The sequence below is a fragment of the Tardiphaga sp. 172_B4_N1_3 genome, assembly GCF_052076035.1.
GTDB classification, from domain to species: Bacteria; Pseudomonadota; Alphaproteobacteria; order Rhizobiales; family Xanthobacteraceae; genus Tardiphaga; species Tardiphaga robiniae.
In genome coordinates this window covers 630,397-653,319 of sequence record NZ_CP197238.1, presented here as the reverse complement: position 1 = coordinate 653,319, position 22,923 = coordinate 630,397, and the positions used below count along the sequence as shown (strand labels likewise).

20 protein-coding genes are annotated in these 22,923 nt (G+C 60.9%); 10 read left to right on the top strand and 10 right to left on the bottom strand.

What is annotated here, in order from left to right:
* Window positions 1-46: 46 nt before the first annotated feature.
* The 4 genes from AB7783_RS02920 to AB7783_RS02905 all read right to left on the bottom strand — a co-directional run bounded on the left by AB7783_RS02920 (window position 47) and on the right by AB7783_RS02905 (window position 3,354).
* Window positions 47-1,612, bottom strand: coding sequence for a tripartite tricarboxylate transporter permease (locus tag AB7783_RS02920; protein WP_170849787.1), 1,566 nt, complete (start codon window positions 1,610-1,612; stop codon window positions 47-49).
* Between the two features lie 13 nt (window positions 1,613-1,625).
* Window positions 1,626-2,126: a tripartite tricarboxylate transporter TctB family protein gene (locus tag AB7783_RS02915; protein WP_089268259.1), complete on the bottom strand. Its 501-nt coding sequence runs from the start codon at window positions 2,124-2,126 to the stop codon at window positions 1,626-1,628.
* A 92-nt stretch (window positions 2,127-2,218) separates the two neighbouring features.
* Window positions 2,219-2,755, bottom strand: coding sequence for a chromate transporter (locus tag AB7783_RS02910; RefSeq protein WP_441279630.1), 537 nt, complete (start codon window positions 2,753-2,755; stop codon window positions 2,219-2,221).
* Window positions 2,752-3,354, bottom strand: coding sequence for a chromate transporter (locus AB7783_RS02905; protein ID WP_089268257.1), 603 nt, complete (start codon window positions 3,352-3,354; stop codon window positions 2,752-2,754). The genes AB7783_RS02910 and AB7783_RS02905 overlap by 4 nt, the downstream gene beginning before the upstream one ends.
* 256 nt (window positions 3,355-3,610) lie before the next feature.
* On the opposite strand from AB7783_RS02905, the gene AB7783_RS02900 reads away from it, so the two are divergent.
* The 4 genes from AB7783_RS02900 (at window position 3,611) to AB7783_RS02885 (ending at window position 6,384) form a co-directional block, all read left to right on the top strand.
* On the top strand, window positions 3,611-4,126 hold the full coding sequence (locus AB7783_RS02900; protein WP_089268256.1) for an SspB family protein: 516 nt from the start codon (window positions 3,611-3,613) through the stop codon (window positions 4,124-4,126).
* Between the two features lie 108 nt (window positions 4,127-4,234).
* Window positions 4,235-5,647: a class II fumarate hydratase gene (fumC, locus tag AB7783_RS02895; RefSeq protein ID WP_093760469.1), complete on the top strand. Its 1,413-nt coding sequence runs from the start codon at window positions 4,235-4,237 to the stop codon at window positions 5,645-5,647.
* A gap of 294 nt (window positions 5,648-5,941) precedes the next feature.
* Complete coding sequence (locus AB7783_RS02890) at window positions 5,942-6,130, top strand: DUF4169 family protein (RefSeq protein ID WP_068734044.1); 189 nt, start codon at window positions 5,942-5,944, stop codon at window positions 6,128-6,130.
* A complete protein-coding gene (locus tag AB7783_RS02885; protein WP_068734045.1) occupies window positions 6,127-6,384 on the top strand; it encodes a ribbon-helix-helix domain-containing protein in 258 nt (85 codons plus the stop codon). The genes AB7783_RS02890 and AB7783_RS02885 overlap by 4 nt, the downstream gene beginning before the upstream one ends.
* 56 nt (window positions 6,385-6,440) lie before the next feature.
* Here AB7783_RS02885 and AB7783_RS02880 read toward each other — a convergent pair whose 3' ends face one another.
* The 3 genes from AB7783_RS02880 to AB7783_RS02870 form a co-directional block, all read right to left on the bottom strand.
* Complete coding sequence (locus AB7783_RS02880; protein WP_441276765.1) at window positions 6,441-10,112, bottom strand: AsmA family protein; 3,672 nt, start codon at window positions 10,110-10,112, stop codon at window positions 6,441-6,443.
* 225 nt (window positions 10,113-10,337) lie between these two features.
* Window positions 10,338-11,654, bottom strand: coding sequence for an MFS transporter (locus AB7783_RS02875; RefSeq protein ID WP_439057702.1), 1,317 nt, complete (start codon window positions 11,652-11,654; stop codon window positions 10,338-10,340).
* Between the two features lie 194 nt (window positions 11,655-11,848).
* Entirely contained in the window at window positions 11,849-13,264 is a 1,416-nt protein-coding gene (locus AB7783_RS02870) for an FAD-binding oxidoreductase (protein ID WP_441276764.1), read from the bottom strand.
* Window positions 13,265-13,345: 81 nt separating this feature from the next.
* On the opposite strand from AB7783_RS02870, the gene AB7783_RS02865 reads away from it, so the two are divergent.
* A complete protein-coding gene (locus tag AB7783_RS02865; protein WP_092151116.1) occupies window positions 13,346-13,852 on the top strand; it encodes a thioesterase family protein in 507 nt (168 codons plus the stop codon).
* Window positions 13,853-13,855: 3 nt separating this feature from the next.
* Here the strand turns inward: AB7783_RS02865 and AB7783_RS02860 are convergent, their stop codons facing one another.
* Window positions 13,856-14,029, bottom strand: a complete 174-nt coding sequence (locus AB7783_RS02860; RefSeq protein ID WP_092151113.1) for a DUF1328 domain-containing protein — start codon at window positions 14,027-14,029, stop codon at window positions 13,856-13,858.
* A 271-nt stretch (window positions 14,030-14,300) separates the two neighbouring features.
* Here AB7783_RS02860 and AB7783_RS02855 point away from each other — a divergent pair, with 271 nt between their 5' ends.
* The 4 genes from AB7783_RS02855 to AB7783_RS02840 all read left to right on the top strand — a co-directional run bounded on the left by AB7783_RS02855 (window position 14,301) and on the right by AB7783_RS02840 (window position 18,888).
* Complete coding sequence (locus tag AB7783_RS02855) at window positions 14,301-16,766, top strand: ATP-dependent helicase (RefSeq protein ID WP_441276763.1); 2,466 nt, start codon at window positions 14,301-14,303, stop codon at window positions 16,764-16,766.
* Window positions 16,767-16,768: 2 nt separating this feature from the next.
* On the top strand, window positions 16,769-17,050 hold the full coding sequence (locus AB7783_RS02850; protein WP_089268248.1) for a type II toxin-antitoxin system HicB family antitoxin: 282 nt from the start codon (window positions 16,769-16,771) through the stop codon (window positions 17,048-17,050).
* A 154-nt stretch (window positions 17,051-17,204) separates the two neighbouring features.
* Window positions 17,205-18,125, top strand: a complete 921-nt coding sequence (locus AB7783_RS02845) for an ABC transporter ATP-binding protein (protein ID WP_441276762.1) — start codon at window positions 17,205-17,207, stop codon at window positions 18,123-18,125.
* A 1-nt stretch (window position 18,126) separates the two neighbouring features.
* Entirely contained in the window at window positions 18,127-18,888 is a 762-nt protein-coding gene (locus AB7783_RS02840) for an ABC transporter permease (protein ID WP_093760486.1), read from the top strand.
* A gap of 64 nt (window positions 18,889-18,952) precedes the next feature.
* On the opposite strand, the gene AB7783_RS02835 is transcribed toward AB7783_RS02840, so the two are convergent.
* On the bottom strand, window positions 18,953-19,279 hold the full coding sequence (locus AB7783_RS02835; protein ID WP_089268246.1) for a hypothetical protein: 327 nt from the start codon (window positions 19,277-19,279) through the stop codon (window positions 18,953-18,955).
* Between the two features lie 278 nt (window positions 19,280-19,557).
* Here AB7783_RS02835 and AB7783_RS02830 point away from each other — a divergent pair, with 278 nt between their 5' ends.
* Entirely contained in the window at window positions 19,558-20,346 is a 789-nt protein-coding gene (locus AB7783_RS02830) for a L,D-transpeptidase (protein ID WP_441276761.1), read from the top strand.
* A 60-nt stretch (window positions 20,347-20,406) separates the two neighbouring features.
* Here AB7783_RS02830 and AB7783_RS02825 read toward each other — a convergent pair whose 3' ends face one another.
* Window positions 20,407-22,683, bottom strand: coding sequence for a fused MFS/spermidine synthase (locus AB7783_RS02825; RefSeq protein WP_441276760.1), 2,277 nt, complete (start codon window positions 22,681-22,683; stop codon window positions 20,407-20,409).
* Window positions 22,684-22,923 lie beyond the last annotated feature (240 nt).

Below are 22,923 nucleotides of genomic sequence, written 5' to 3'. Positions count from 1 at the left end.
CGACTTCGGGCCGTGGCGTAACGACGCAGATGCGTGGAGAGATTCGTCAGCTCTCGGATTCGACGAAGACTTCGTCGCGCTTCTTTCGCAGTGCGGGAAGCACAGCGAGGATCAGCAGGAACGCCGAGATTGCCATCAGGGTGGCCGACAACGGACGGGTGAAAAACACAGTCGCATCGCCGCGCGAGATCAGCAGTGCACGACGCAGGTTCTCTTCCATCAGCGGACCAAGCACCATGCCGAGCAGCAGCGGCGCCGGTTCGAAGTCATGCTTGATCAGCCAGTAGCCGAGCAAACCGAACACGCCTGCGAGCACCACATCCATCGGTGCGTTGTTCACCGAATAGATGCCGATGCTGCAGAACACCACGATTGACGGGAACATCAGGCGATACGGCACACGAAGCAGCCGAACCCAGATGCCGACCATCGGCAGGTTGATGACGAGCAGCATCAGGTTGCCGATCCACATCGAGGCGATCATGCCCCAGACGAGTTCCGGCTGCTTCTGCATCACCTGCGGGCCCGGCACGATGCCATGGATGGTCATCGCGCCGACCATCAGAGCCATCACCGCATTCGGCGGAATGCCGAGGGTGAGCAGCGGGATGAACGAGGTTTGCGCTGCAGCGTTGTTGGCGCTTTCCGGCGCCGCAACGCCTTCGATCGCTCCACGACCGAAACGCTTCGGATCCTTCGACAGCTTCTTCTCAAGCGTATAGGCCGCGAAGGATGCGATGACCGCGCCGCCGCCCGGCAGAATGCCGAGAATGGAGCCGAGCACCGTGCCGCGCAGAATCGCAGGCGCAGAGTCCTTCAAATCCTTCTTGGTCGGCATCAGGCCCGTGACCTTCTGCTGCACGAGCTGGCGATCTTCCTCGCCGCCCGCATCCAGGTTGCGGATGATTTCCGCAAAGCCGAACAGACCCATGGCGACCGTAGCAAAACCCAGGCCGTCAGCGAGTTCAGGGATGTTGAACGACATGCGCGACGCACCGGTCTCGATGTCCGAGCCAACCATGGACAGCAGCAGACCGAATACGATCATCGCGATCGCCTTCAGCACCGAGCCCTTGGCAAGCACCACGGCAAAGATCAGGCCGAGCACCATCAGCGAGAAGTATTCTGCAGGACCGAACGCAAGCGCGAGCTTGGTGAGCGGCGCGCCGAGCACAGCGATAAGGACCGTCGCAACGCAACCCGCAAAGAACGAGCCGATTGCTGCAATCGCGAGCGCCGGACCGGCACGGCCCTGCTTCGCCATCTGGAAGCCGTCGAGCGCAGTTACGACCGAACCTGCTTCACCCGGAATATTGACCAGGATCGACGTGGTCGAACCGCCATATTGCGCACCGTAATAGATGCCGGCGAGCATGATCAGCGCGCCGACCGGCGGCAGACCGAACGTGATCGGCAGCAACATCGCCACGGTGGCAATGGTACCGATGCCCGGCAGAACGCCGACCAGCGTACCGACCAGCGCACCGATCAGACAGAGAAGAATATTGATCGGAAGCGGGATCGACATTCCGCCGAGGAACGCCGGCGTCCACTGCACGAACTGGAAGACGGTGCTGAAGCCAAGACCGAGATTCGAAAAAAGATCACCCATGACGCCCTCGTTCTTAGCGGATCAGAAATGTCGGCCACATCTGCAACGGCAGACCAAGCGCATACGGGAACAGCAAGGCGCAGAAGCCCGTGAGGCAGGCGCCAACGATGATCGTTTCTTTCCAGCGCGTCTCGGGCGTGCCGAGCGCAGCAATCAGAAAACTCGACATCGCCGCGAAGATCATGCCCATCGGACGAATGCCGACCGCGAAAACCAGAATGGCCAGCGCCACAAAAAACGGACCGCGCCAGTGGAACTTGGAGAGCCCGGGGCCCTCTGTGAAAATGCCGACAACGGTTACGGCTGCACCAAGACCCAGCAGCAGAATGCCGAACATCCGCGGCGCGGTACCTGCTCCGAACGAAAAGCCATGCATGCCCTGCAGATCGCTGGATGCCCACAGAGCAAATGCAGCAATCGCCACCAAAGCAAGGCCGCCGATAAAGTCTTGAGGGCCTTTGACCCAGCTCGGTAAGATGGATTTCTCCGGCGCATGGCTCGGCGCATCACTCATTGGTACGTTCCCCTGTCACGAGCATTTAGCCCAAACAACATCGTTCGGAGACCGCCCAACGGCTCCGTGGTCAAGCTTGCTAGCGATTTTCGTCAGAGAACGCCAGCGAAACCAAGAAGGCCCCCGGCAACTAACAACCATAGCGGGTTAAGCCGCGTGGCAAACGCCAAAACGGCGGCGCTCCCCGTTACCAGAAACGCCGTCCAGGTGGTGTCAGAAGCGAACAGCAGAACCAACCCGCTCGCGCTCATGAGACCTATCGATAAGGGGACCAGCGCGGCCTGTACGATTCCCGGCCATTGCGCGTGGCCCGACCGCGCAAGCAATTGGCTGACAAAATAAGCAAACACGGCCGTCGGCCCGCACATGGCCAGTGTTGCAACCATCGCACCGAGGATGCCAGCGACCTGATAACCGATCAGCGTCACAATGAGAACATTCGGCCCCGGCGACAGCTGCGAGATCGCAAACACATCCGCGAACTGCTTGTCGGACATCCAGTGGTTGACATCGACCGCGAGCCGATGAATTTCGGGAATGGCCGAATTGGCGCCGCCCACGGCAAAAAGCGACATCAGCCCGAACGACCAGGCCAGCATGACAAGCGATCCGGGAGTGGCGTCGTTCATGCTGCCGCCCGCCGTCGCATCAACATGGTCAGGCCGATACTGACGGGAATCGACACCAGAAGAACGGTCGGCAATGGCCATCGCATCACGCCAACGGCGACGAAAACGGCGATCAGGAGCGCCAGGCTGACCGGCTCACGCTTCTTCAGAAGAGGCAGCATCATTCGGAAAATCACCGCGAACAGCAGTCCAACGGCAGCGCATGAGACGCCGGCCAGTGTGCGCCGCAGCGCTTCGATATCCCCAAAGCGTGCATACAGGATCGCCAGAATGGTCACGATGACCACGGGCGGCCCCAGCAATCCCGCAAAGGCTGCAATGGCGCCAGGCACACCGCGAAACCGCGCCCCGAACACCACCGACAGATTGACGATATTCGGCCCCGGCAAGAAATGGCAAAGTGCGAAAGTCTCATTGAATTCCTCGGGCGTCATCCAGCCGTGCTGCTCGACGATCGCCCGGCGCGCCCAAACCAGAACACCACCGAAACCGGCCAGGGACATCTTTGCAAAGGCAAGGAATAGCGTCAGCAGTCCCGGCGGCGATGCCGACGCGAGTTCCGCAATGGGGGCATCAGCCTGTGGTGAACTTGGACGCATGGTCCAGAACTAGGGCCATCCGCCCATCGGGCCAATCGATTTTTGCCTGTTTCCACGCCAATCGGCGGTTGAAATGACCGCCCGGCTGTATCGCGTCCAATTTGCGTCATATATAGAGGGCGCCAGCTTTTCCGGCTGCTGACCTCGGGTCAAGACCGGGATAGAATGGATAGAACAGTATGTGACGCGAGTCGGCCTCCGGCCTCGCCCTCACTCCATATATGGCCATGACCAAGACAAGCGACGGGACCGACCGATGGCAACCGATCATATTCGATACGATGTGCTGGCGCGCGACGCCCTTCGTGGCGTTCTGCGGCGCGTGCTGATCGACGCTGCCGAGCATGGCCTGCCGGGCGAGCACCACTTCTTCATCACCTTCGTTTCAACGGCCGACGGCGTCAAACTGTCGCCGCGCCTGCTGGCCCAGTATCCAGAGGAAATGACGGTGATCCTGCAGCATCAGTTCTGGGATCTCGTGGTCACCGAAGATCGCTTCGAGGTCGGCCTGTCCTTTAACGGCATCCCCGAGCGCCTAGTCGTGCCGTTCAACGCCATCAAGAGTTTCTACGATCCCTCGGTACAGTTCGGCCTGCAGTTCGAAACCGAAACCGCTGTAGAGACCCCGGCTGCCGGCGCGTCGTCCGCAGCCACTGCGGCATCTGCTCTCGCCGCCCCTCCGGCTCCGCCCGCGCCTGCTTCAGAGGAAGAACCGCCAAAATCGGGCGAAGGTGCAGAAGTCGTCCGTTTAGACCGCTTCCGGAAAAAATAATCGCAAGACGTTGTAAGGTGCCGGGGCCGCGTTCGCGCGGCCCCATTCTTATGCGCCGCACCCGCCAGAAGTCTCTGCGGGGAGCGCGGCATCGCAAGGACCGTACCCATGGCCAAATCCTCGAAGACCTCCGCCACCACCCGCACCGAAACCGACAGCTTCGGTCCGATCGAGGTCGCAGCGGATCGCTATTGGGGAGCGCAAACGGAACGGTCGCGACAGAATTTCAAGATCGGTCACGATCGCATGCCGATGCCGATCATTCGCGCGCTCGGCATCGTCAAGCTGGCAGCGGCCGAAACCAATCGCGAACTCAAACTTCTCGAGCCCAAGCTTGCAAAAGCCATTGTGAGCGCAGCGCGCGAAGTCATCGATGGGAAGCTGGATGATCACTTCCCACTAGTCGTCTGGCAAACCGGCTCCGGCACGCAGACCAACATGAATCTCAACGAGGTCATTGCCAATCGTGCGAACGAGCTTCTTGGCGGTGAACGCGGCGCGAAGAAGCCAGTGCATCCCAATGACCATGTCAACATGAGTCAATCGTCCAACGATTCGTTTCCGACTGCGATGCACATTGCGGCAACGCAGGGTATTGTTGAGTACCTCATCCCCGCACTAAGCGAACTACATGCTGCGTTGCGCAAGAAGGAAAAAGCCTTCGCAAAGATCGTGAAGATCGGACGTACGCATACACAAGACGCGACGCCGCTCACGCTCGGGCAGGAGTTTTCAGGCTATGCCGCACAGATCGAAAGCGGCATCAAACGCCTACGAAGCGTCGTGAAGGATCTCTACCCGCTCGCCCAAGGTGGAACTGCAGTCGGGACCGGCCTCAACTCCAAGCCTCGTTTTGCGAAGTTGTTCGCGAAGCACGCAGCAACAATTACCAAGCTGCCTTTCATCACTGCACCGAACAAATTCGAAGCACTCGCATCAAACGACGCCTATGTGTTTGCACACGGTGCGATCAACTCAGTTGCAACTAGTCTATTTAAGATTGCAAACGACATCCGATTGCTCGGATCTGGCCCGCGTTCCGGACTTGGCGAATTGATACTTCCGGAGAACGAGCCTGGCTCATCGATCATGCCTGGAAAGGTAAATCCGACACAATGTGAAGCAATGACAATGGTATGCTGTCAGGTATTCGGTAACCACACGGCAATTACGGTGGCCGGCAGTCAGGGTCACTTCGAGCTCAATGTCTACAAGCCGGTGATGGCCCATTGCATGATGCAGTCCATCCAATTGATGGCGGATGTTGCGCGATCCTTCACAGAGCACTGCATCGACGGCATTCGCGCCGATGAAAAACGAATTCATGAGCTGATGGAACGATCACTGATGCTCGTGACTGCACTCGCACCGAAAATCGGTTACGATAACGCGGCGAAAGTAGCTAAGGTTGCTCATGCAAACGGAACGACATTGAAGGAGGAAGCGCTGCGGCTCGGTTTTGTTAGTGCAGCAGAGTTCGATCTTCTTGTTCAGCCGGCCAAAATGATACATCCTGGGTAAGCAAGAATATTTGCTCACAGCTTGTTGAGAATAACTCCAGAAGGAAATAGTTATAATTCATATCTGCTAAATGGTTAGAATGGTCGCATATCAGACGCGTTTTTCCTTGTGATGCAGCAGAAGGTGATCTGGTTACGTTTCGTAGATGACTTCATTTTTCTGCGGAGCTTGTTTGGAACTACGGAGAATATTTTAGGATGGATACCGAAACCGCATTCACCCTCATCTCGTACAACTACTGGATGGTGAAGACGACGTTTCCCACCCCATCATTTTTTAAAGACAGGAGCGATCATGGGTGACCTGATCAATCTCAATCGCTTCAAGAAGCGCACTGCACGAGAGGAATCGGCAAAACAAGCCGATATAAACCGTGCGCGCTTCGGACGAACTAAGTCAGAACGAACATTGCAAGAGCAGCGCACAGTCCGTGCGAACAACGTGCTGGATCAGCATCACATCGATGGCGAGGACGCATCATGAAATCGCCCGTAGTTAAGAGATCGATCGTTGTTGCGGGTCACAAGACCAGCGTGAGTCTGGAAGAGGCGTTTTGGAACGGCATGAAGGAGATTTCGAATCTTCGCGACATGACGCTTTCTGAGCTGGTTGGTGAGATCGACACAAACCGTCAGCAGGGCAATTTGTCGTCCGCGATTCGGCTGTTCGTGCTCGATTACTTCCGTACACGTGCCGTTCCGCAACAGCGGATGCCGGAGCACAATCTCTCGGCGTAAACACAGCCGACCTTCAGCGAATCGCTTCGCCGCCGGTTGTGTTTGCTGAGTCATCGTCAGAACGTCGGCCGCGCTGAACTCGCGGTCGGCGGTGTCAGTACTAGCGGAGGCGCGGGCCTCGGCCTTGGTGCGCGTGCAGCACCGGGTGCCGGACGAACTTCAATGGGTGCTGGCAGCGGCGCAACCTGCTGACTTGCAACAGGCGGTGTCGCGGGACGAGGCGTAGCAGCCTTCGGTGCAAGACGGCGCGGATCGCGACCGGGAAGAAGCACATCGGAGGGCGCAGAGGCTGTTGGTGGATCGCTCGCAGGCGCCTGCGTGTCGACGGGCAGCGAGGCGGACGGCGGAGGAACGGCAACGGGCACAGCCGCCGGTGGCAACTCACCGCGTTCAAGCGAATCAAGCCGGCGCGTCTCGCGATCGATTGCGCGCACTGCGAGCCAGGATGATAACGCCGCCACATCTAGCGTGCGATCGAGCTTGTCTGGCGTTCCCACCGCGAAGATCTGAACTTCCGGTCGAACGCTCGACGTCCCCGCGCTCGTGCCGGTCAATGTCGCGCGCATATCCACCTGGTCGGCAACGATATCGTAACCTCCTGACACGATGGCACGCCCTCCTTCGCCATCGAGCGTCGTCGCACCAACGCGCAGGCGGCTATCCTTGATACTGAACGGGACCTGCACCGAAGTTACGGACAATGCACCGCCGGTGATCGCCGTATCGACGATCTGACGCAACTTGACGTCATTCGTGGCCTGCCCAGAATCGCTGGCGCGAATGGCAATGTCGAAGGCACGTGGATCGAGGCCATTGATGCGCGCCCCGTCGATCGTCAGCAATCCACTGCCGGACAATGCGCCTTCCAGAGCCGAGACACTGCGCCCCTGACTGGCCAGTGTCATCCGCAGCGATGTTTTGCCCGCGGGCATTGTCAGGGAACGATAGCGCAAATCAGCGCCATCGATTCCGGCGAATTGCACGCGGGCGCCGAGCGCATATCCGCTGATCGATGGCTTCAGATCGACATCGGCCGTGATCTCGCCGCCACCGACAGACCCTTTGATCGTATCGATCGTCAGGGCCTGGCCATCACTCTTCACAGTGCCACTGATGGGACGCAATTCAACACCGCCAGGCAATGTCCCGCGCAGCGCCTGAAAGGCCAACTGCCCGCGCCATCCCTGCAGCACACCATGCCCGAGCGGATCCGTGGCGTCGCGACCTCTCGTGCCCACAGCGAGACCAAAGGCCGGTCCAAGTTCGATCGCATCCATGCCGATCTGACCATCGATGGCTTTCTCGGCACCGAGCGTCAGCGCAATACGGCCGCGCACGCGTGAGCCAGCCAGTGTGCTGTCGATATCCTCCAACGTAACTTTGTCGCCGTTCAATGTGAGCCGCGATGACAGGCTGACATTCTGCGCGGCCGCATCCGACGGCTTGAGAGCGACCAGCGGCGCCAGATTGGCGCGACGTATCGCAAGCGCGAGCGATGCTTTCGGTGATCCCGCCCAAGGTTCTGCACTACCCTGAACATCGGCATCGACATCCGCGCCGGACAGTTTTGCCGTGACGCGCAGCGGCGCGCGCCATTGTCCTTTTGCCGATCCTTCGAAATTCACAACGGCGTCGCTTGCGGCGATCACGTTACTCAGGCCCAACAATGCGAGAAGTTGCCCGCCCTGCCCGACCAATTTAGACTCGAGTGTCACATCGCTGCGCGACAGCTCATTGAGGTCGACGCCACGCATCGCCGCTAGGGGAGCAGATGCGGTCAACGTCGTCGTCCCCTTCACCTGCGCCGCATCGATATCGAATACGGCGCGCGCATTTGTGCGATCGGCGCGTTGTTGATCCTTTGCCAGATCGAGCGACAGTTTGACTCGAACCGCGCCGGGCGTCGCGGTCATGGCGCTGAGCCTCGCCGCAACAGACGGCGCCAGCGGCGTGAGCAAGTTGCTGATCTGACTCATCGATGCGGACGTGGCGTTGAGTGTCAGTCCGCCCGTGGCTTCCATGCGATCGAACGACGCGCGGCCGTCGAGCATCAGGCCGGTGGCTTCACCGACTTTGAAGCGATCGACCGAGATCGTCTTTGGGCTGTAGGCCAGTTGCGCCACGAACGGGCGCATCTCCTGCCCGGCTGACACAGCACGGCCGATATCGAGTGACACCTGCCCTGCATCTGGCCACTCGGCCTGCGGCTCGCCAAGCGATCGGATCAAAGCCACCGCTGCGTCGAGATCGAGCCGGTCGGCCTTCAGGTCGGCATCGAAGCGCGAGCCGCCAGCAGCCGAGGAATACGAATATGCAGCACGACCTTCGATCGTACCCCCGTCGATCTCCGCCTTCAGTGCCTCGATGGCCAAGCGATTGGACACCGAAGTGATATTGCCACGAATGCGTAGCGGCTTCTGATTGCGCAAGCCGACGTCTGTTCGGCCCTTGAGCCATGCAGCAAGCGTATCCGGATCGGACGACTCGACCGCGATGGCCCCCTTGAAGCCACCTGATGCACCTGGCTGTGCTGCGCCGCCGCTCAACGTGACGCGGGTCGCGCCTGGCGCACGAAACTCAAGACGATCGATCGTCCATGTCGCTGGATCACCGCGCAGATCCGCACCGATATTCTGCACAGGCTTTCCGCCGAGCATGATCTGCTCTACGCCGATCTCGATCTGTGTCGCGAAAGGCGCAGACGGAATGCTCGCCAGCAGCCTGCGTAGCACCGGCAACGGTGTGGCGGCATCGTTGGTCGTTTGATCCCTGGAGAGCAGGCGATCGGCATCGAGCTGCTTGGCCGACAGCACCGCATGCAGCAGTGGCGATGTGCCAAAGCGCATGTCAGCAAGACCAGCGAACCTGAAAGCGGTCTCTTCCGCGCCATAGCTGGCTTCAAGCGCTTCCATATGTGCAGCCGCCGGGTCGGCCTTGACCTTGGCGAAGACGCGCCACGGCGTTGACAGTTGATCGCCCGCGCCATTCGCCTTCAGGCCGGCCGGTCTTGCGAGAGTCAGTGCGCCGTCGAAGCGTGGCGTGCGATTGTCGAAGTTGAGCACGCCATCGAGATCGACAGACAAGGGCTTCTCGCCGGGGTCCACAGTAAAACGAACGCGCGTGCCGTTGCCGTCGCCGGTCGGCCCGGAGGACAAACGGAACGGATAGCGCGCGCCCGACAACAGGAAATTGCCATCACCGCGCATGGCGCCGGCCGCCAATGAGCGAACATCGCCGCTGAAGGCGACGTCGTAGAGTTCGAGCGTGCTCTTGCTCGCCGCATCATGGAGCGCGACGCGACCGGTGATATTCAGCCTATCAATCGCCAGCGCGCCAAGATTGAATGGCCCGGTGGAAGCCGGAAGTTCGATACGCCCCTGCGCGTTGAGGCCGAGATCGACCGCAGCGCCGCCGATGGTGAGTTCTGTCGCGCGCCATTCGCCGCGCATCAACGAACTCAGGCTGAATTCCACATCGAGATTGTCTGCACGGATCCTGCCGAGATCGTTGGGACTGCCCACCGTGATCGACTGCAGCCGTAGCGACGGCGCCGGCAGCAGCCGCGCCTCCAGCCCGCCGCTGACGCGAACGGGCGCACCGACCACGCGCGTGGCTTCAGCCTCGAATTGCGGGCGGAACTGATTCCAGTCGACGAAATAGGGCCCGACCAGAGCAGCAACCAGCGCCAGGATAAATGCAATTGCCAGGCCGAGCAGTGTCGTCTGCACCGAATCTCCCCTCAAGCGCTCCGGCAGAATGTCCGCCTGCCTGCCAGGCAAAGTGCATTGCAGCACGTCACTGGGCAATACGCCTTACAGACGTTGCAGGGCCACGCAGAAATACGCGGGAACGCATCTATTTATAGAACCAACTGTGGCGAAGTCACAGCACGCAATACATGGCCAGATCAGCCATCCCTCGCCATCCGCTTGCGGCAAATCGCCCGGCTTCGATCAAGTCGAAGCACCCTGCTCCAGCGGTTTTGCGGCGCCATGGGCGCGGTGCAAACGTCCGGCCACCGCCCTTACCTTGCCCGGCGACGCCATCCAGACCGCGAAGGTCGCGAGGAAGCTGACTGCGATTCCAAGGGCAAATGCAGGCGTATAGGTACCAAAGTGGTCGTGCAGGACACCTGTCACCAAGGGGCCCGCGGCGCCGCCGGCCAGCGCGGCCAGCATGAGCGTGCCGAAAATGCTGCCAAAATGCTCGCCCTGGAAAATCTCGGAAACCACGGCGCCCATGATGGACGTCACGCCATAGCCCAGCAGGCCCTGCGAGATCACCATGACATAGACGAGCGCCAGACTCGGCACGGACTCCAGCGCAATCAGGGAGGCAAAGCAGATTGCGAAACCGACACCGCTGACGGTCCAGATCCATTCGCGGCCGATGCGATCGGACAGATGACCGAGAAATATCTGGCCGGGCACACCGAACAGACTGACCATACCGAGCGCCCAGGCGGCGACACCCGGCGTGAAGCCGATGTCGAGCAGATACTTGGTTTGATGGACCTGAACCGCGTACCAGGCATACAGCCCGCCGAACAGGCCGAGTGCGAGCCACCAGAACCGCGTCGTGCGCACGGCGCGCGCCAGCGTCCAGTCGATACTGGCCCAGACCGGATCGACCACATTGGATATATGCTTCGTCGACGACGTCGGTGCCGGATCGCCATCCGGCAGCAGCCCCATATCCTGCGGGCGTTTGCGCAGCAGCAGGTTGATCGGCACCAGTACAACCAGCACCAGGAGCCCCACGGCGGTGCAGGCGGTGCGCCAGCCGGTCTGCTCGATCATCACCTGCACCCAGGGCAGCACCGTTACGGAACCGATGCCGACGCCGGCGAATGCGAGGCCGACCGCGAGGCCGCGCTTGCGGCTGAACCAGTTCGGCAGAAACAGCGATTGTCCGGAATAGCCGAGGCAGACGCTGCCTGCGCCGACCAGAACGCCGATGGTCAGGTAGAGATGCCACGGCTGCGTCGTCAGCGGCGCCAGCAACAGGCCAGCAGCCATCAGCACGGTGCCAAGTTCCATGACGGCTCGCGGGCCGCCGCGATCCATCAGCCTGCCCATCAGCGGGCTCATGATCGCGGAAATCAGGAAGCCGAATGAAAAGGCACCGGCGGTGACGCCACGGTCCCAGCCGAATTCCTGGAGAATTGGCGGGAAGAACAGCGAGAACGATGTCCGCGCATTGACCCCGATGGCCATGGAAACGAACGTGACGGCGACGATGACCCAACCATAGAAAAACGGTAGCCGCATCGGATGATGCCTTTTTTATTGGACGCATTCTGCGTCAAAGCTTTTTGATTGCACCTTCCGTAACCGAAAAGCGCAATCCATGCTGGTATATAATTATATCTACAACTTTAAACTTTTTAAGAATAGTTAAGCATTGCCGCTGCTGCCTAATTTTCCCGTCCGCATTCGGCCTGACCGGATGCGGCGATCTGGCGTCACGCCTGCGGCAGGATTTTCCCGGGATTGAAGATATTGTCGGGATCGAGCGCCTTCTTGAGCGCCCGCATGGCGTCGAGCGCCTCATTGCCCAGTTCGGCCTGCATATACTTTTGCTTACCTTGCCCGATGCCATGTTCGCCCGTGCAGGTGCCCCCCATCGCCTGCGCCCGTTGAGCGAGGCGGTGCATGAAGTCCTCCGCGCGGGCGACCTCATTGGCATCGTTGCGATCGCAGACCATCGAGCAATGAAAGTTGCCATCGCCGACGTGACCGACGATGGGCGCCAACAGGCCGAGCCGCGCAAGATCCTCTTCCGTCGCAGCGACACATTCCGCGAGTTTGGAAATCGGCACACAGACGTCGGTGGCCGCGACGTCGGAACCCGGCCGCATGCTCTTCACCGACCAGTAGGCATCGTGACGGGCCTGCCAGAGCTTGGTGCGATCTTCCGGCTTCGTCGTCCACGAGAAATCGCCACCGCCGCATTCCAGTGCGATCTCGTGAAAATTTCGCGACTGCTCGGCCACTTCGGCCTCGCTGCCATGGAATTCCAGCAGCAGCAGCGGCGTTTCCGGCAGCGTCAGCTTGGAATAGGAATTACAGGCACGAACCTGCGCCTCGTTCAGCAGCTCGATCCGAGCAACGGGAATGCCGGTCTGAATCGCGAGAATCGTCGCCTGACAGGCACCTGCCACCGTGGCGAACGAACATGACGCGGCAGCCATGGTTTCAGGAATGCCACGCAGCTTGATGGTCAGCTCGCTGATGATGCCCAGCGTGCCCTCGGCGCCGACAAACAGATGCGTCAGGTCATAGCCGGCCGAAGATTTCTTCGCGCGGGTGCCCGTCTTGATGATCTCACCATCGGCGCGCACGACCTTGAGCGCGAGCACGTTGTCGCGCATCGTCCCGTAACGCACCGCGTTAGTGCCGGAGGCGCGCGTCGACGCCATGCCGCCAAGCGACGCATCGGCACCGGGATCGATCGGGAAGAACAGGCCTTGATCGCGCAGATTTTCGTTGAGCGCCTTGCGCGTAACGCCGGGCTGAATCACGCAGTCGAGGTCTTCGCTGTGCACTTCCAGAATCTGGTTCATGTCGCGCATGTCGATGCAAATGCCGCCTGCCGGCGCATTGACCTGACCTTCCAGCGACGTGCCGGTGCCGAATGCGATCACCGGAACTTTGTTCGCTGCACAAATCCGGACCACGTCCTGGATATCCGCGGTCTCCTGCGCGAACACGACGCCATCCGGCGGCTGGTTGGCAAGCCATGTCGTGGTATGGCCATGCTGCTCGCGAACCGCCTGCGACGTCACCAGTCGATTGCCAAAACGCGCCGTCAGCGCTTCAAGCGTCGTGGCCAAGGCCTTCGGCTCCGGTCGTTTCAAATTGTTCGCAATGCTAGCCACAGTAGTCCCTCCGACGCGGCGGGACCGTGGCAAAGGTTGTATAACGGGTCAAGAGACGTGAGAGCGGGACAGGAATTACCGATGACTGAGCCAACCGACGATCTGCTGCAACCCGTCCCTTTCCGGGCGCATGTCATGCAGATCGAACCGCAATGGATCGACTATAATGGCCATCTCAACATGGCCTATTACAACGTGCTGTTCGACCGGGCGATCGACGACCTTTGGCTCAAGATCGGGATCGGTCCCGAATATATGAGGGCGCGCAACAACTCGACCTTCACGGCCGAATGCCATGTTCGCTATGTCAGGGAAATCCATCTCGGTGATCCCGCGCAGGTGTCGATCCTGGTTGTCGCTGCGGACGACAAGCGCATTCACACCTTCAAGGAGTTGCGCCACGCCACCGAGGGATGGCTGTCGGCGACGTCGGAAAACATGACGCTCCACATGGACATGACGGCCCGGAAGGTTGCGCCGTTTCCGCCTGATATCAGCGCCCGCGTGCAGGCGCTGGCCAATGCGCACCGATCCGTAGATCGCCCCGAGGGCATCGGCCGATCGATCGGGATGCCCTCGAAGAAATAACCGTCAGACGCGCGTGCGGCCGCGGACGAGGCCCACAACGGCCGAAATCAGGAACAGGACGAGGGCGATGAAGAAGATCGCCTTGGCGATTTCGATGGAGGCGCCGGCGATACCGCCGAAGCCGAGAACGCCGGCAATAAGAGCGATAACGAGGAAGGTAACAACCCAGCTGAACATGGCACAAACCTCAGTTTTTGGCTTTTGACGCGGCATTCGCCGTCGCGCTTGATGCTGAAACAAGCCGGAGCGAAAACGAAAGTTCCCGACCCACGTACCAGCCAACATCACTGAAACGAGAGCGCTCCTGCGTGCCAACGGGCGTCAGATGAGCCGCATGCGGGGATAAGTCTGTCGCCAGAAGCCTCTCGCTCCTATATGCCCTCCTATCCTGCTAAGAAGGCTCCCCTTTAAGGCCCCACGGTGCCAACGTGGGCGGAATACGATTCGCATGAATGACGCACGCAAAATGCCCACCAACGATCTCCCTGCCTACCAACCTGTGGCGGGCGGCATTGGTGCGCGTGCGCGCGCTGCTGCGGCGCCAGCGGCACAGTATCTGAGCGGGCTCAATCCGGAGCAGCGCGACGCCGTCGAGACGCTCGACGGCCCTGTCCTCGTGCTCGCGGGTGCCGGCACCGGCAAGACCAAGGTTCTGACCTCGCGGATCGCCCACATCCTCAGCATGGGCCGTGCGCGGCCCGCCGAAATCCTGTCGGTGACCTTCACCAACAAGGCCGCGCGCGAGATGAAGCACCGGCTCGGCATCATGCTCGGCCAAGCGGTTGAAGGCATGCCGTGGCTCGGCACCTTCCACTCGATCGGTGGCCGCATCCTGCGCACCCATGCCGAACTGGTGCAGCTGAAATCCAACTTCACGGTGCTCGACACCGATGACCAGATCAGACTGCTGAAGCAGCTCCTGCAGGCTGACAATATCGACGACAAGCGCTGGCCGGCGCGGATGCTGGCCAACCTGATCGACGGCTGGAAGAACCGCGGACTGACGCCATCGCAGGTGCCGTCAGGCGAAGCCGCCGTGTTCGGCAATGGCAAGGGCGGCAAGCTCTACGCCGCCTATCAGGATCGGTTGAAGACACTCAACGCCGCGGATTTCGGCGATCTCCTGCTGGAATGTATCAGGCTGTTCCGCGAACATCCGGACGTGCTGAAGCAGTATCAGCAGCGCTTCAAATATATTCTCGTCGACGAATATCAGGACACCAACGTCGCGCAGTATCTGTGGCTGCGGCTGCTGTCGCAGGCGCCCGGTCAGCGCTTGCTGCCGGAAGCGGACGCGCCATCGGCAGACAGCAAACCGGCCGTGCCGCTCAAAAACATCTGTTGCGTCGGCGACGACGACCAGTCGATCTATGGCTGGCGCGGCGCCGAGGTCGACAACATCCTGCGCTTCGAACATGATTTTCCCGGCGCCAAGGTCGTGCGGCTGGAGCGCAACTATCGTTCGACCGGCCATATCCTTGCCGCGGCCTCGCATCTGATCGCGCACAACGAGGGACGTCTCGGCAAGACGCTGCGTACCGAAGATGTCGATGGCGAGAAGGTCACCGTCACCGGCTCGTGGGATTCCGAGGAAGAAGCCCGCGCCATCGGCGAAGAAATCGAGCAGTTGCAGCGCGAGGGTAACAAGCTCAACGACATCGCCATCCTCGTCCGCGCCTCGTTCCAGATGCGCGAGTTTGAAGACCGCTTCGTCACGCTCGGCCTGCCCTATCGCGTGATTGGCGGTCCACGCTTCTATGAGCGTGCCGAAATCCGCGACGCACTGGCCTATCTGCGCGTGATCAATTCGCCGGCCGACGATCTCGCCTTCGAGCGCATCGTCAATGTGCCCAAGCGCGGCCTCGGCGATGCCACGGTGCAGATGCTGCACGATCATGCCCGCCGGCGTCGCATTCCGCTGTCGGAGGCTGCACGTCAGGTTGTCGAGACTGACGAGATGAAGCCGAAGGCGCGCGGCAGCCTGCGCGACCTGATGATGAGCTTCGAACGCTGGCGCGAGCAAAGCGAAGTGATGCCGCATACCGAACTCGCCGAAGTCGTGCTCGACGAGAGTGGCTACACCGATATGTGGCAGAAGGATCGCTCCGCCGACGCCGCTGGCCGCCTTGAAAACCTCAAGGAACTCGTGCGCTCGATGGAGGAGTTCGAGAACCTGCAGGGTTTCCTCGAACACATCTCGCTGGTGATGGACCGCGAGGGCGGTGCAGACGAGGATGCCGTGTCGGTGATGACGCTGCATTCCGCCAAGGGCCTCGAATTCGACAACGTCTTTCTACCGGGCTGGGAAGAAGGCCTGTTCCCGCATCAGCGGGCACTCGACGATCAGGGCCGCGCCGGGCTCGAGGAAGAACGCCGCCTCGCCCATGTCGGCATCACCCGCGCGCGCCGCCGCGCCAAACTCTATTTCGCCACCAACCGGCGCATTCACGGCACCTGGAACACGACGATGCCGTCGCGTTTCCTCGATGAATTGCCGGCGGCCAATGTCGAGATCACGGAATCAAAGGGCGGTTCGGGCTGGGGCGGCGCAGGCGGCTACGGCGCATCACGCTTCGACAACGTGGAATCGTTCGGATCGAGCTATTCGACACCGGGCTGGCAGCGCGCGCAGGCCAACCGCTCGCGCGGCGGACAGGGCGGCAGCGGCTTCAGCGAAGGCCAGTCGCCTTTCGGCGGCTCTTCTTCATCGCGAAACAAGCGGCCGATGACTATCGAGGGCGAGTTGATCGCGAAGTCCACCGGCACGGAGTCCGACTTCACGCTGCAGGATCGCGTCTTCCACCAGAAGTTCGGCTACGGCAATGTGACCAAGATCGACGGCAACAAGCTCACCATCGTCTTCGAGAAGGCGGGGGAGAAGAAGGTCGTCGACAGTTTCGTGGAACGTGTCTGACAATGCCGGTCTATATTGCGCTCATTCAGAAGGATGCCAGCGGCACCTTCAACGTCTCCTTTCCCGATCTGCCCGGCATCGTGACCGCCGGCGACACCCTCGATGAAGCCATCGAGGAAGCCGAGGAAACGCTCGAATACGCGGCCGGAGACTGGCGCAATCCGGACGGCTCGAGCGGCCTTCCGACGCCGCGCACCATCGAGCAATTGACCAGCGACCCTGCATTTGCCGATGCGGCCGACGGTGGCACGATTGTCGAGATCGACTACGAAGCCGCAGAATAGCCCTAAAATCGCCTGTTCCGCGATTGCGCCGGCGCATCTTCATTCCTATGTACGCACCCCGCGCCCGACAAAGCCGTTTCGGCTGCGCCGTTCGTGCGTCCCGGTATGACCGCCCGGTCCTCTGCCTTCCCCTTTTCGAACGATCATATCGCCGATGTCACCCATCATTTCCGTCTCCAATCTGACCAAGAGCTATGCCTCGGGCTTTACGGCCCTGAAGGGTATCGACCTCGATATTAACCGCGGCGAGATCTTCGCGCTGCTGGGGCCGAACGGCGCTGGCAAGACGACGATGATCAGCATCATCTGTGGCATCGCCAATGCCACCTCCGGCAAGGTCATGGTCGATGGTCACGACATCGCCCGGGACTATCGCGCCGCGCGGTCGCTGATCGGGCTGGTGCCGCAGGAACTGCACACCGACGCCTTCGAATCGGTTTGGGCCACGGTCAGTTTCAGCCGCGGCCTGTTCGGCAAACCGAAGAACCCGGCGCTGATCGAGAAAATCCTGAAAGACCTCTCGCTGTGGGACAAGAAGGATAACAAGATCATCACGCTGTCCGGCGGCATGAAGCGCCGCGTGATGATCGCCAAGGCGCTGTCGCACGAGCCGCAAATCCTGTTCCTCGACGAGCCCACCGCCGGCGTCGATGTCGAATTGCGCAAGGGCATGTGGGAAGTCGTGCGAACACTGCGCGCCGCAGGCGTCACGGTGATCCTCACCACGCATTACATCGAAGAAGCCGAAGAGATGGCCGACCGCATCGGCGTCATCAACAAAGGCGAGATCATCCTGATCGAGGAAAAGACCAAGCTGATGGAGCAGCTCGGCAAGAAGCAGCTCAAGCTGTATCTGCAAGGCAAGGTCACGGAGATTCCAGCCAGCCTGGTTCACTACAACCTCGAACTGGCAGCGGACGGCCACCAGTTGATCTACAGCTATGACACCAAGAGCGAACGTACCGGGATCACCAGCCTGCTCGGCGATCTCCGCGAATCCGGCATCCGCTTCTCCGATCTCGACACCACGCAGAGCTCGCTCGAAGACATCTTCGTCAGCCTGGTGAGGAAGTAACATGAACTTCAGAGCTGTCCGCGCCATCTATCTGTTCGAAATGGCGCGCACCTGGCGCACCGTGCTGCAGAGCATCGTTTCGCCGGTGATTTCCACCTCGCTGTATTTCGTGGTGTTCGGCGCAGCGATCGGCTCGCGCATCACCTCCATCGAGGGCGTCAGCTACGGCACCTTCATCGTGCCCGGTCTGGTGATGCTGTCGGTACTCACGCAGAGCATTTCCAACGCCTCGTTCGGCATCTATTTCCCCAAATTCACCGGTACGATCTATGAATTGCTGTCGGCGCCGGTGTCCTATGTGGAAGTTGTGCTTGGCTATGTCGGCGCCGCCGCGACCAAGTCGATCCTGCTGGGCCTGATCATTCTGGCCACCGCCGGACTGTTCGTGCCGCTGCACATCCTGCATCCGTGGTGGATGCTGACCTTCCTGGTGCTGACGGCAGTGACGTTCAGCCTGTTCGGCTTCATCATCGGCATCTGGGCTGACGGTTTCGAGAAACTGCAGGCGATCCCGCTGCTGGTGGTGACGCCACTGACCTTCCTGGGCGGTAGCTTCTACTCCGTCAGCATGCTGCCGTCGGGTTGGCGGACCGTCACGCTGCTCAATCCGGTCGTGTATCTGATCAGCGGCTTCCGCTGGAGCTTCTACGAGATCTCCGACGTCAGCGTCGGCTGGAGCATCGGCGTCACCTGCATGTTCCTGGTGATTTGCATGTTGGTCGTCTGGTGGATTTTCAAGACCGGTTACAAACTGAAAAACTGAAATCGCTGATAACAAAAATGGCCCGGTTTGAACCGGGCCATTTTCATTTCAAATCAATATCCGCTTAGCGATAGCAGCGGAATTTGCCATGGCGGTTGTAATAGCCGCGGCACTGTGTCCGTCGACCCTCGGGAATACCGAGCACGCCCTTGACGCCGCCCACGGCCGCGCCGACGCCAAGGCCAACTGCGCCACCGACCACACCGCCGACCGGTCCCGCGGCGCGATTGCCGTCACGGTAACCTTGGTTGGCCCCCTGCTCACCACCCCGGAATACGCCCTGCGCCTGCGCAAAATGCGGCATGGCGACCAGAGCCAGCACGCCCGCGGCGAACGCCAGGCGGGTCTTCATCGATGAACTGATCGGCAACACAGCGGTCTTAACGGTCATCTGGAGCTTCCCTCTGAGCGACGAGAATTCGCCGCTTGCGATTGTGGGAGGGCAACGCGCGACCTAGGAACCGGTTCCATCTGCCTTCCTGAGAAGCTTCCTATCGCGCATCCTCGGGTCGGGCCGAGCCCTCTTTCGGCCCGGTCGCCGCCTTGGTGCCGCCTAGCCCAACATTAAGGATGCACGAAACTGTCACTGGCACCCGGGTCGCCCCATATGCATATTGGAGGCGGGACGGTAGGCGGTACAACAGGTTACGGCCCGGAGGCCAAGGTAAGATGCGTTCGTTTTATATGACCCTTGCGGGTCTCGCCGTTTTCGCCGCTACCAGCACTGCGCAGGCCAAGATCGCCATTACCGTCGACAAGGATGCCCAGCAGCTGACCGTCGTCCAAGACGGCGTCGAGAAATATCGCTGGCCGGTCTCGTCAGGCATTCCGTCCTACGAGACCCCGAATGGCAGCTTCCAGACATTCCGCATGGAGGAGGATCACTTCTCCAAGGAATTCGACGATGCGCCAATGCCCCATGCCATCTTCTTCACCAAGAAGGGCCACGCCATCCACGGCACCGATTCCGTGAACCGCCTGGGCACGCCGGCCTCTCACGGCTGCGTCCGGCTGTCGCGCGAGAATGCCGCGACCTTGTTCGCCATGGTCAAGGCCGACGGGGTGCTCAACACCACCGTCACGCTGACGGGCTCCTCGCAGGTCGCCCTCGCCCGCAACCCGCGCCCGGCGAAGCCGTCTGCCGTCGCCCGCCGCGATATCGCTCCTGCTTCACCGTCGTATGACGCCGCCGGCAATCCCATGGATCTCACGCCGCAGGCCGTGGCACCGAACCGCCGCGTCGCACGTCAGGTACAGCCGGCGGATGACGATCGTTACATCTATCCGGCCGATGGCAATGACGGTCAGCGTTATCCGGCCCCTCCCGGCTATCGCCGCATGACGGAAGCCGAGACCCAGCAGTATTACGCCAATCGCGGCTATTACAGCCGGCAATACCCGCCGCAGGCCTACGCACCGCGGCCGTATCAGCCGCGCGGCTTCTTCGGGGACAACTGAGCGAAGATGTGTGACGCGTTTTCCTGACGTGAACCGGCATCCACTTCGCTTGAAAACGCTTCAGTTATCCCCGTCCCGTAGCCGGCGCCACACGGCGCCGAGCACGTTGGAATAGTCGTCGGTCCAGACTCGCTGATCGTCGTTCGCCTCGGTCAGGGCCCATTGCGATGACGTCGCGATGGAGCCGACATCGGCGGCGTCATGGGCCGAGATGACCACGTTGGTCGAGAAGATATATTCGTTGTCGCGGCCGGAATCCTCCGAATACACCCAGCTCTTCATGTCATTGGCATCGGCGATGCCGACCACGACGCTGGCGAGTTCAAGATGCCGATTCGACACATGCATGACGACGGCGCCTTGCGGGGCGAGCTTCTCCTTGTAAATCTCCATCGCCTCCTCGGTCGCCAGATGGATCGGGATCGCGTCCGACGAATAGGCATCAACGATGATGAGGTCGTAGACGCCGTCAGGCTCCTTCGCGAAGGTCAGTCGCGCATCGCCGATCACCGGCTTGACGTCCGGCTCGCACTTCTGGATGTAGCTGAAATATTTCGGATCCCTGGCGGTATCGACCATCGACTGGTCGATCTCGAAAAACTTCCAATCCTCGCCGGGCGCCGACGCGCAGGTCAGCGACCCCGAACCTAGCCCGATCACCGCCACGCGCAGTGGCGCACCCTTGCGCGCACGCACCGCAGTGATCGCCTGCCCGATGCCGCCGTCCTTGTAATAATAGGAGATCGGCTCCGGTCGTCCGGTCACCGGCGTGCCATCGTCATTGAGATATTTCTCGGCACCATGGATCGTCGTGCCATGCATCAGCACGTGATACTGGTTGTTCGGCGTCACCACGATCTTGTGCACGCCGAAGAAACTACGCACGGTTTCGACCCGACCATCGTCCGCCGGGTAGAAACGGATCAGCGCCAGAGCGAGGACAGTGATCGCCAGGAGCTTGAGCCGATCGGCCCTTAGCAGGATCGCAACGATCATGCCGACGACAGCGACGGTGCTGACGACATAGACGCGCTGGGCTTCGATCCATGTAAACAGCTTGCCAGTCGTATAGCTCGGTGCAATCAACACCACGGCGGCGATGACCAGTGCGATCCAGTACCAGCGCGCCCAGCCGGAATACCGCTCCGGCAAAGACGGCCTGCACAGCACGGCAAATGCGATCAGGATCGGGTATTCCGCGATCCATGAAAATGTGAATGGCGCGATCAGGCCAGCAAACAGACCACCCACCATGCCGCCGAATGAGAGTGCGACGTAGTAGCCCGTGAGATACCGAGCAGCCGGACGCTGCCGGGCCAATTCACCATGGCACGCCATGGCAATAATGAAGAAGCACAACAGATGACCACCGAGGGTCAGCAGCAGATTCTGTTCGCCGCCAACTGCGAGCAGGACAACCACGCCGGCAATCGCGAGAGGCTGCAACATCAGGACCCATGAGTGCGGCAGCAGCGGACGCGACTGGAACACCAGCACCCAGGTCAGCAGATAGAGCGACAGCGGCAGCACCCAGAGCAGCGGCGCCGCAGCGACGTCCGTCGAGATATGCGCGGTGACCGCGATCAACAGGCCGGATGGGACAGCCGCGAGGAAGATCCAGCGTGCACGCAGCGCCCAGCTCGGCGCCGGCGCGTCGATGGCATCAGCCCCCGGTGCAGCGACGGCAACCGGCGGCGACTTCAGCAGCAACACGCCGCAGCCGGCGATCAGCAGGATCAGTAGGCCATAGCCGGACGTCCAGATCAGGTTCTGCGTGCGCAGCGAAAACATCGGCTCCAGCAGCACCGGATAGGTCAGCAGCGCGAGAAAGCTCCCGATATTCGACGACGCATAGAGAAAATACGGATCGTGGCCATTGGGATGGCCCGTGCGCACGAACCAGGCCTGCAGCAGCGGATTGTTCGCAGCGAGCGCGAAGAACGGCAGACCGATGGACACCCCGAACAGGCCGAGCAGCCAGAACGCATAGCCACTCTCCGGCGGCGTGCCCCAGTCCGATGCGATGGACAGCGGTAGCGTCAGCAGCGCAACGATCAGCAGTACGAGATGAACGACGATCGGCACCAGCCGGCTTCGCAATTGCATCAGGTAATGGGCATAGGCGTAGCCGCCGAGCAGCAGCGACTGGAAGAACACCATCGCCACCGACCACACCGCCGGCGACCCGCCGAGCCGCGGAAGCACCATCTTGGTGAACAGGGGCTGCACCGAGAACAACAGCAGCGCGCTGGTGAAGATCGCCGCGGTGTAAACCACCAGAAGGAGCCGATTGCGGGAGGCCGAGTTTGGGGCGGCGACGGGCTGCGACGAACTCATGAAGGCTCCAGCATATTGCGCGGCAGAAAAGCGAGAATCCGGCAGGGGACCGGTGGGCGGGAATGGAGCATATGGCACCGTTTCGGGCAATGTGCGCTAACTATGGAACCACAATCGTGACGGGCGGCCTTGTGCCGCGCGCGCGCCTCTTCGATAAAGAGGGCCCTATTTTCGTTTGACGCGTTTTCTTAATGCGAACCGGTCGCCACTTCGCAAGAAAACGCTCTAGCAGGCTTTGTT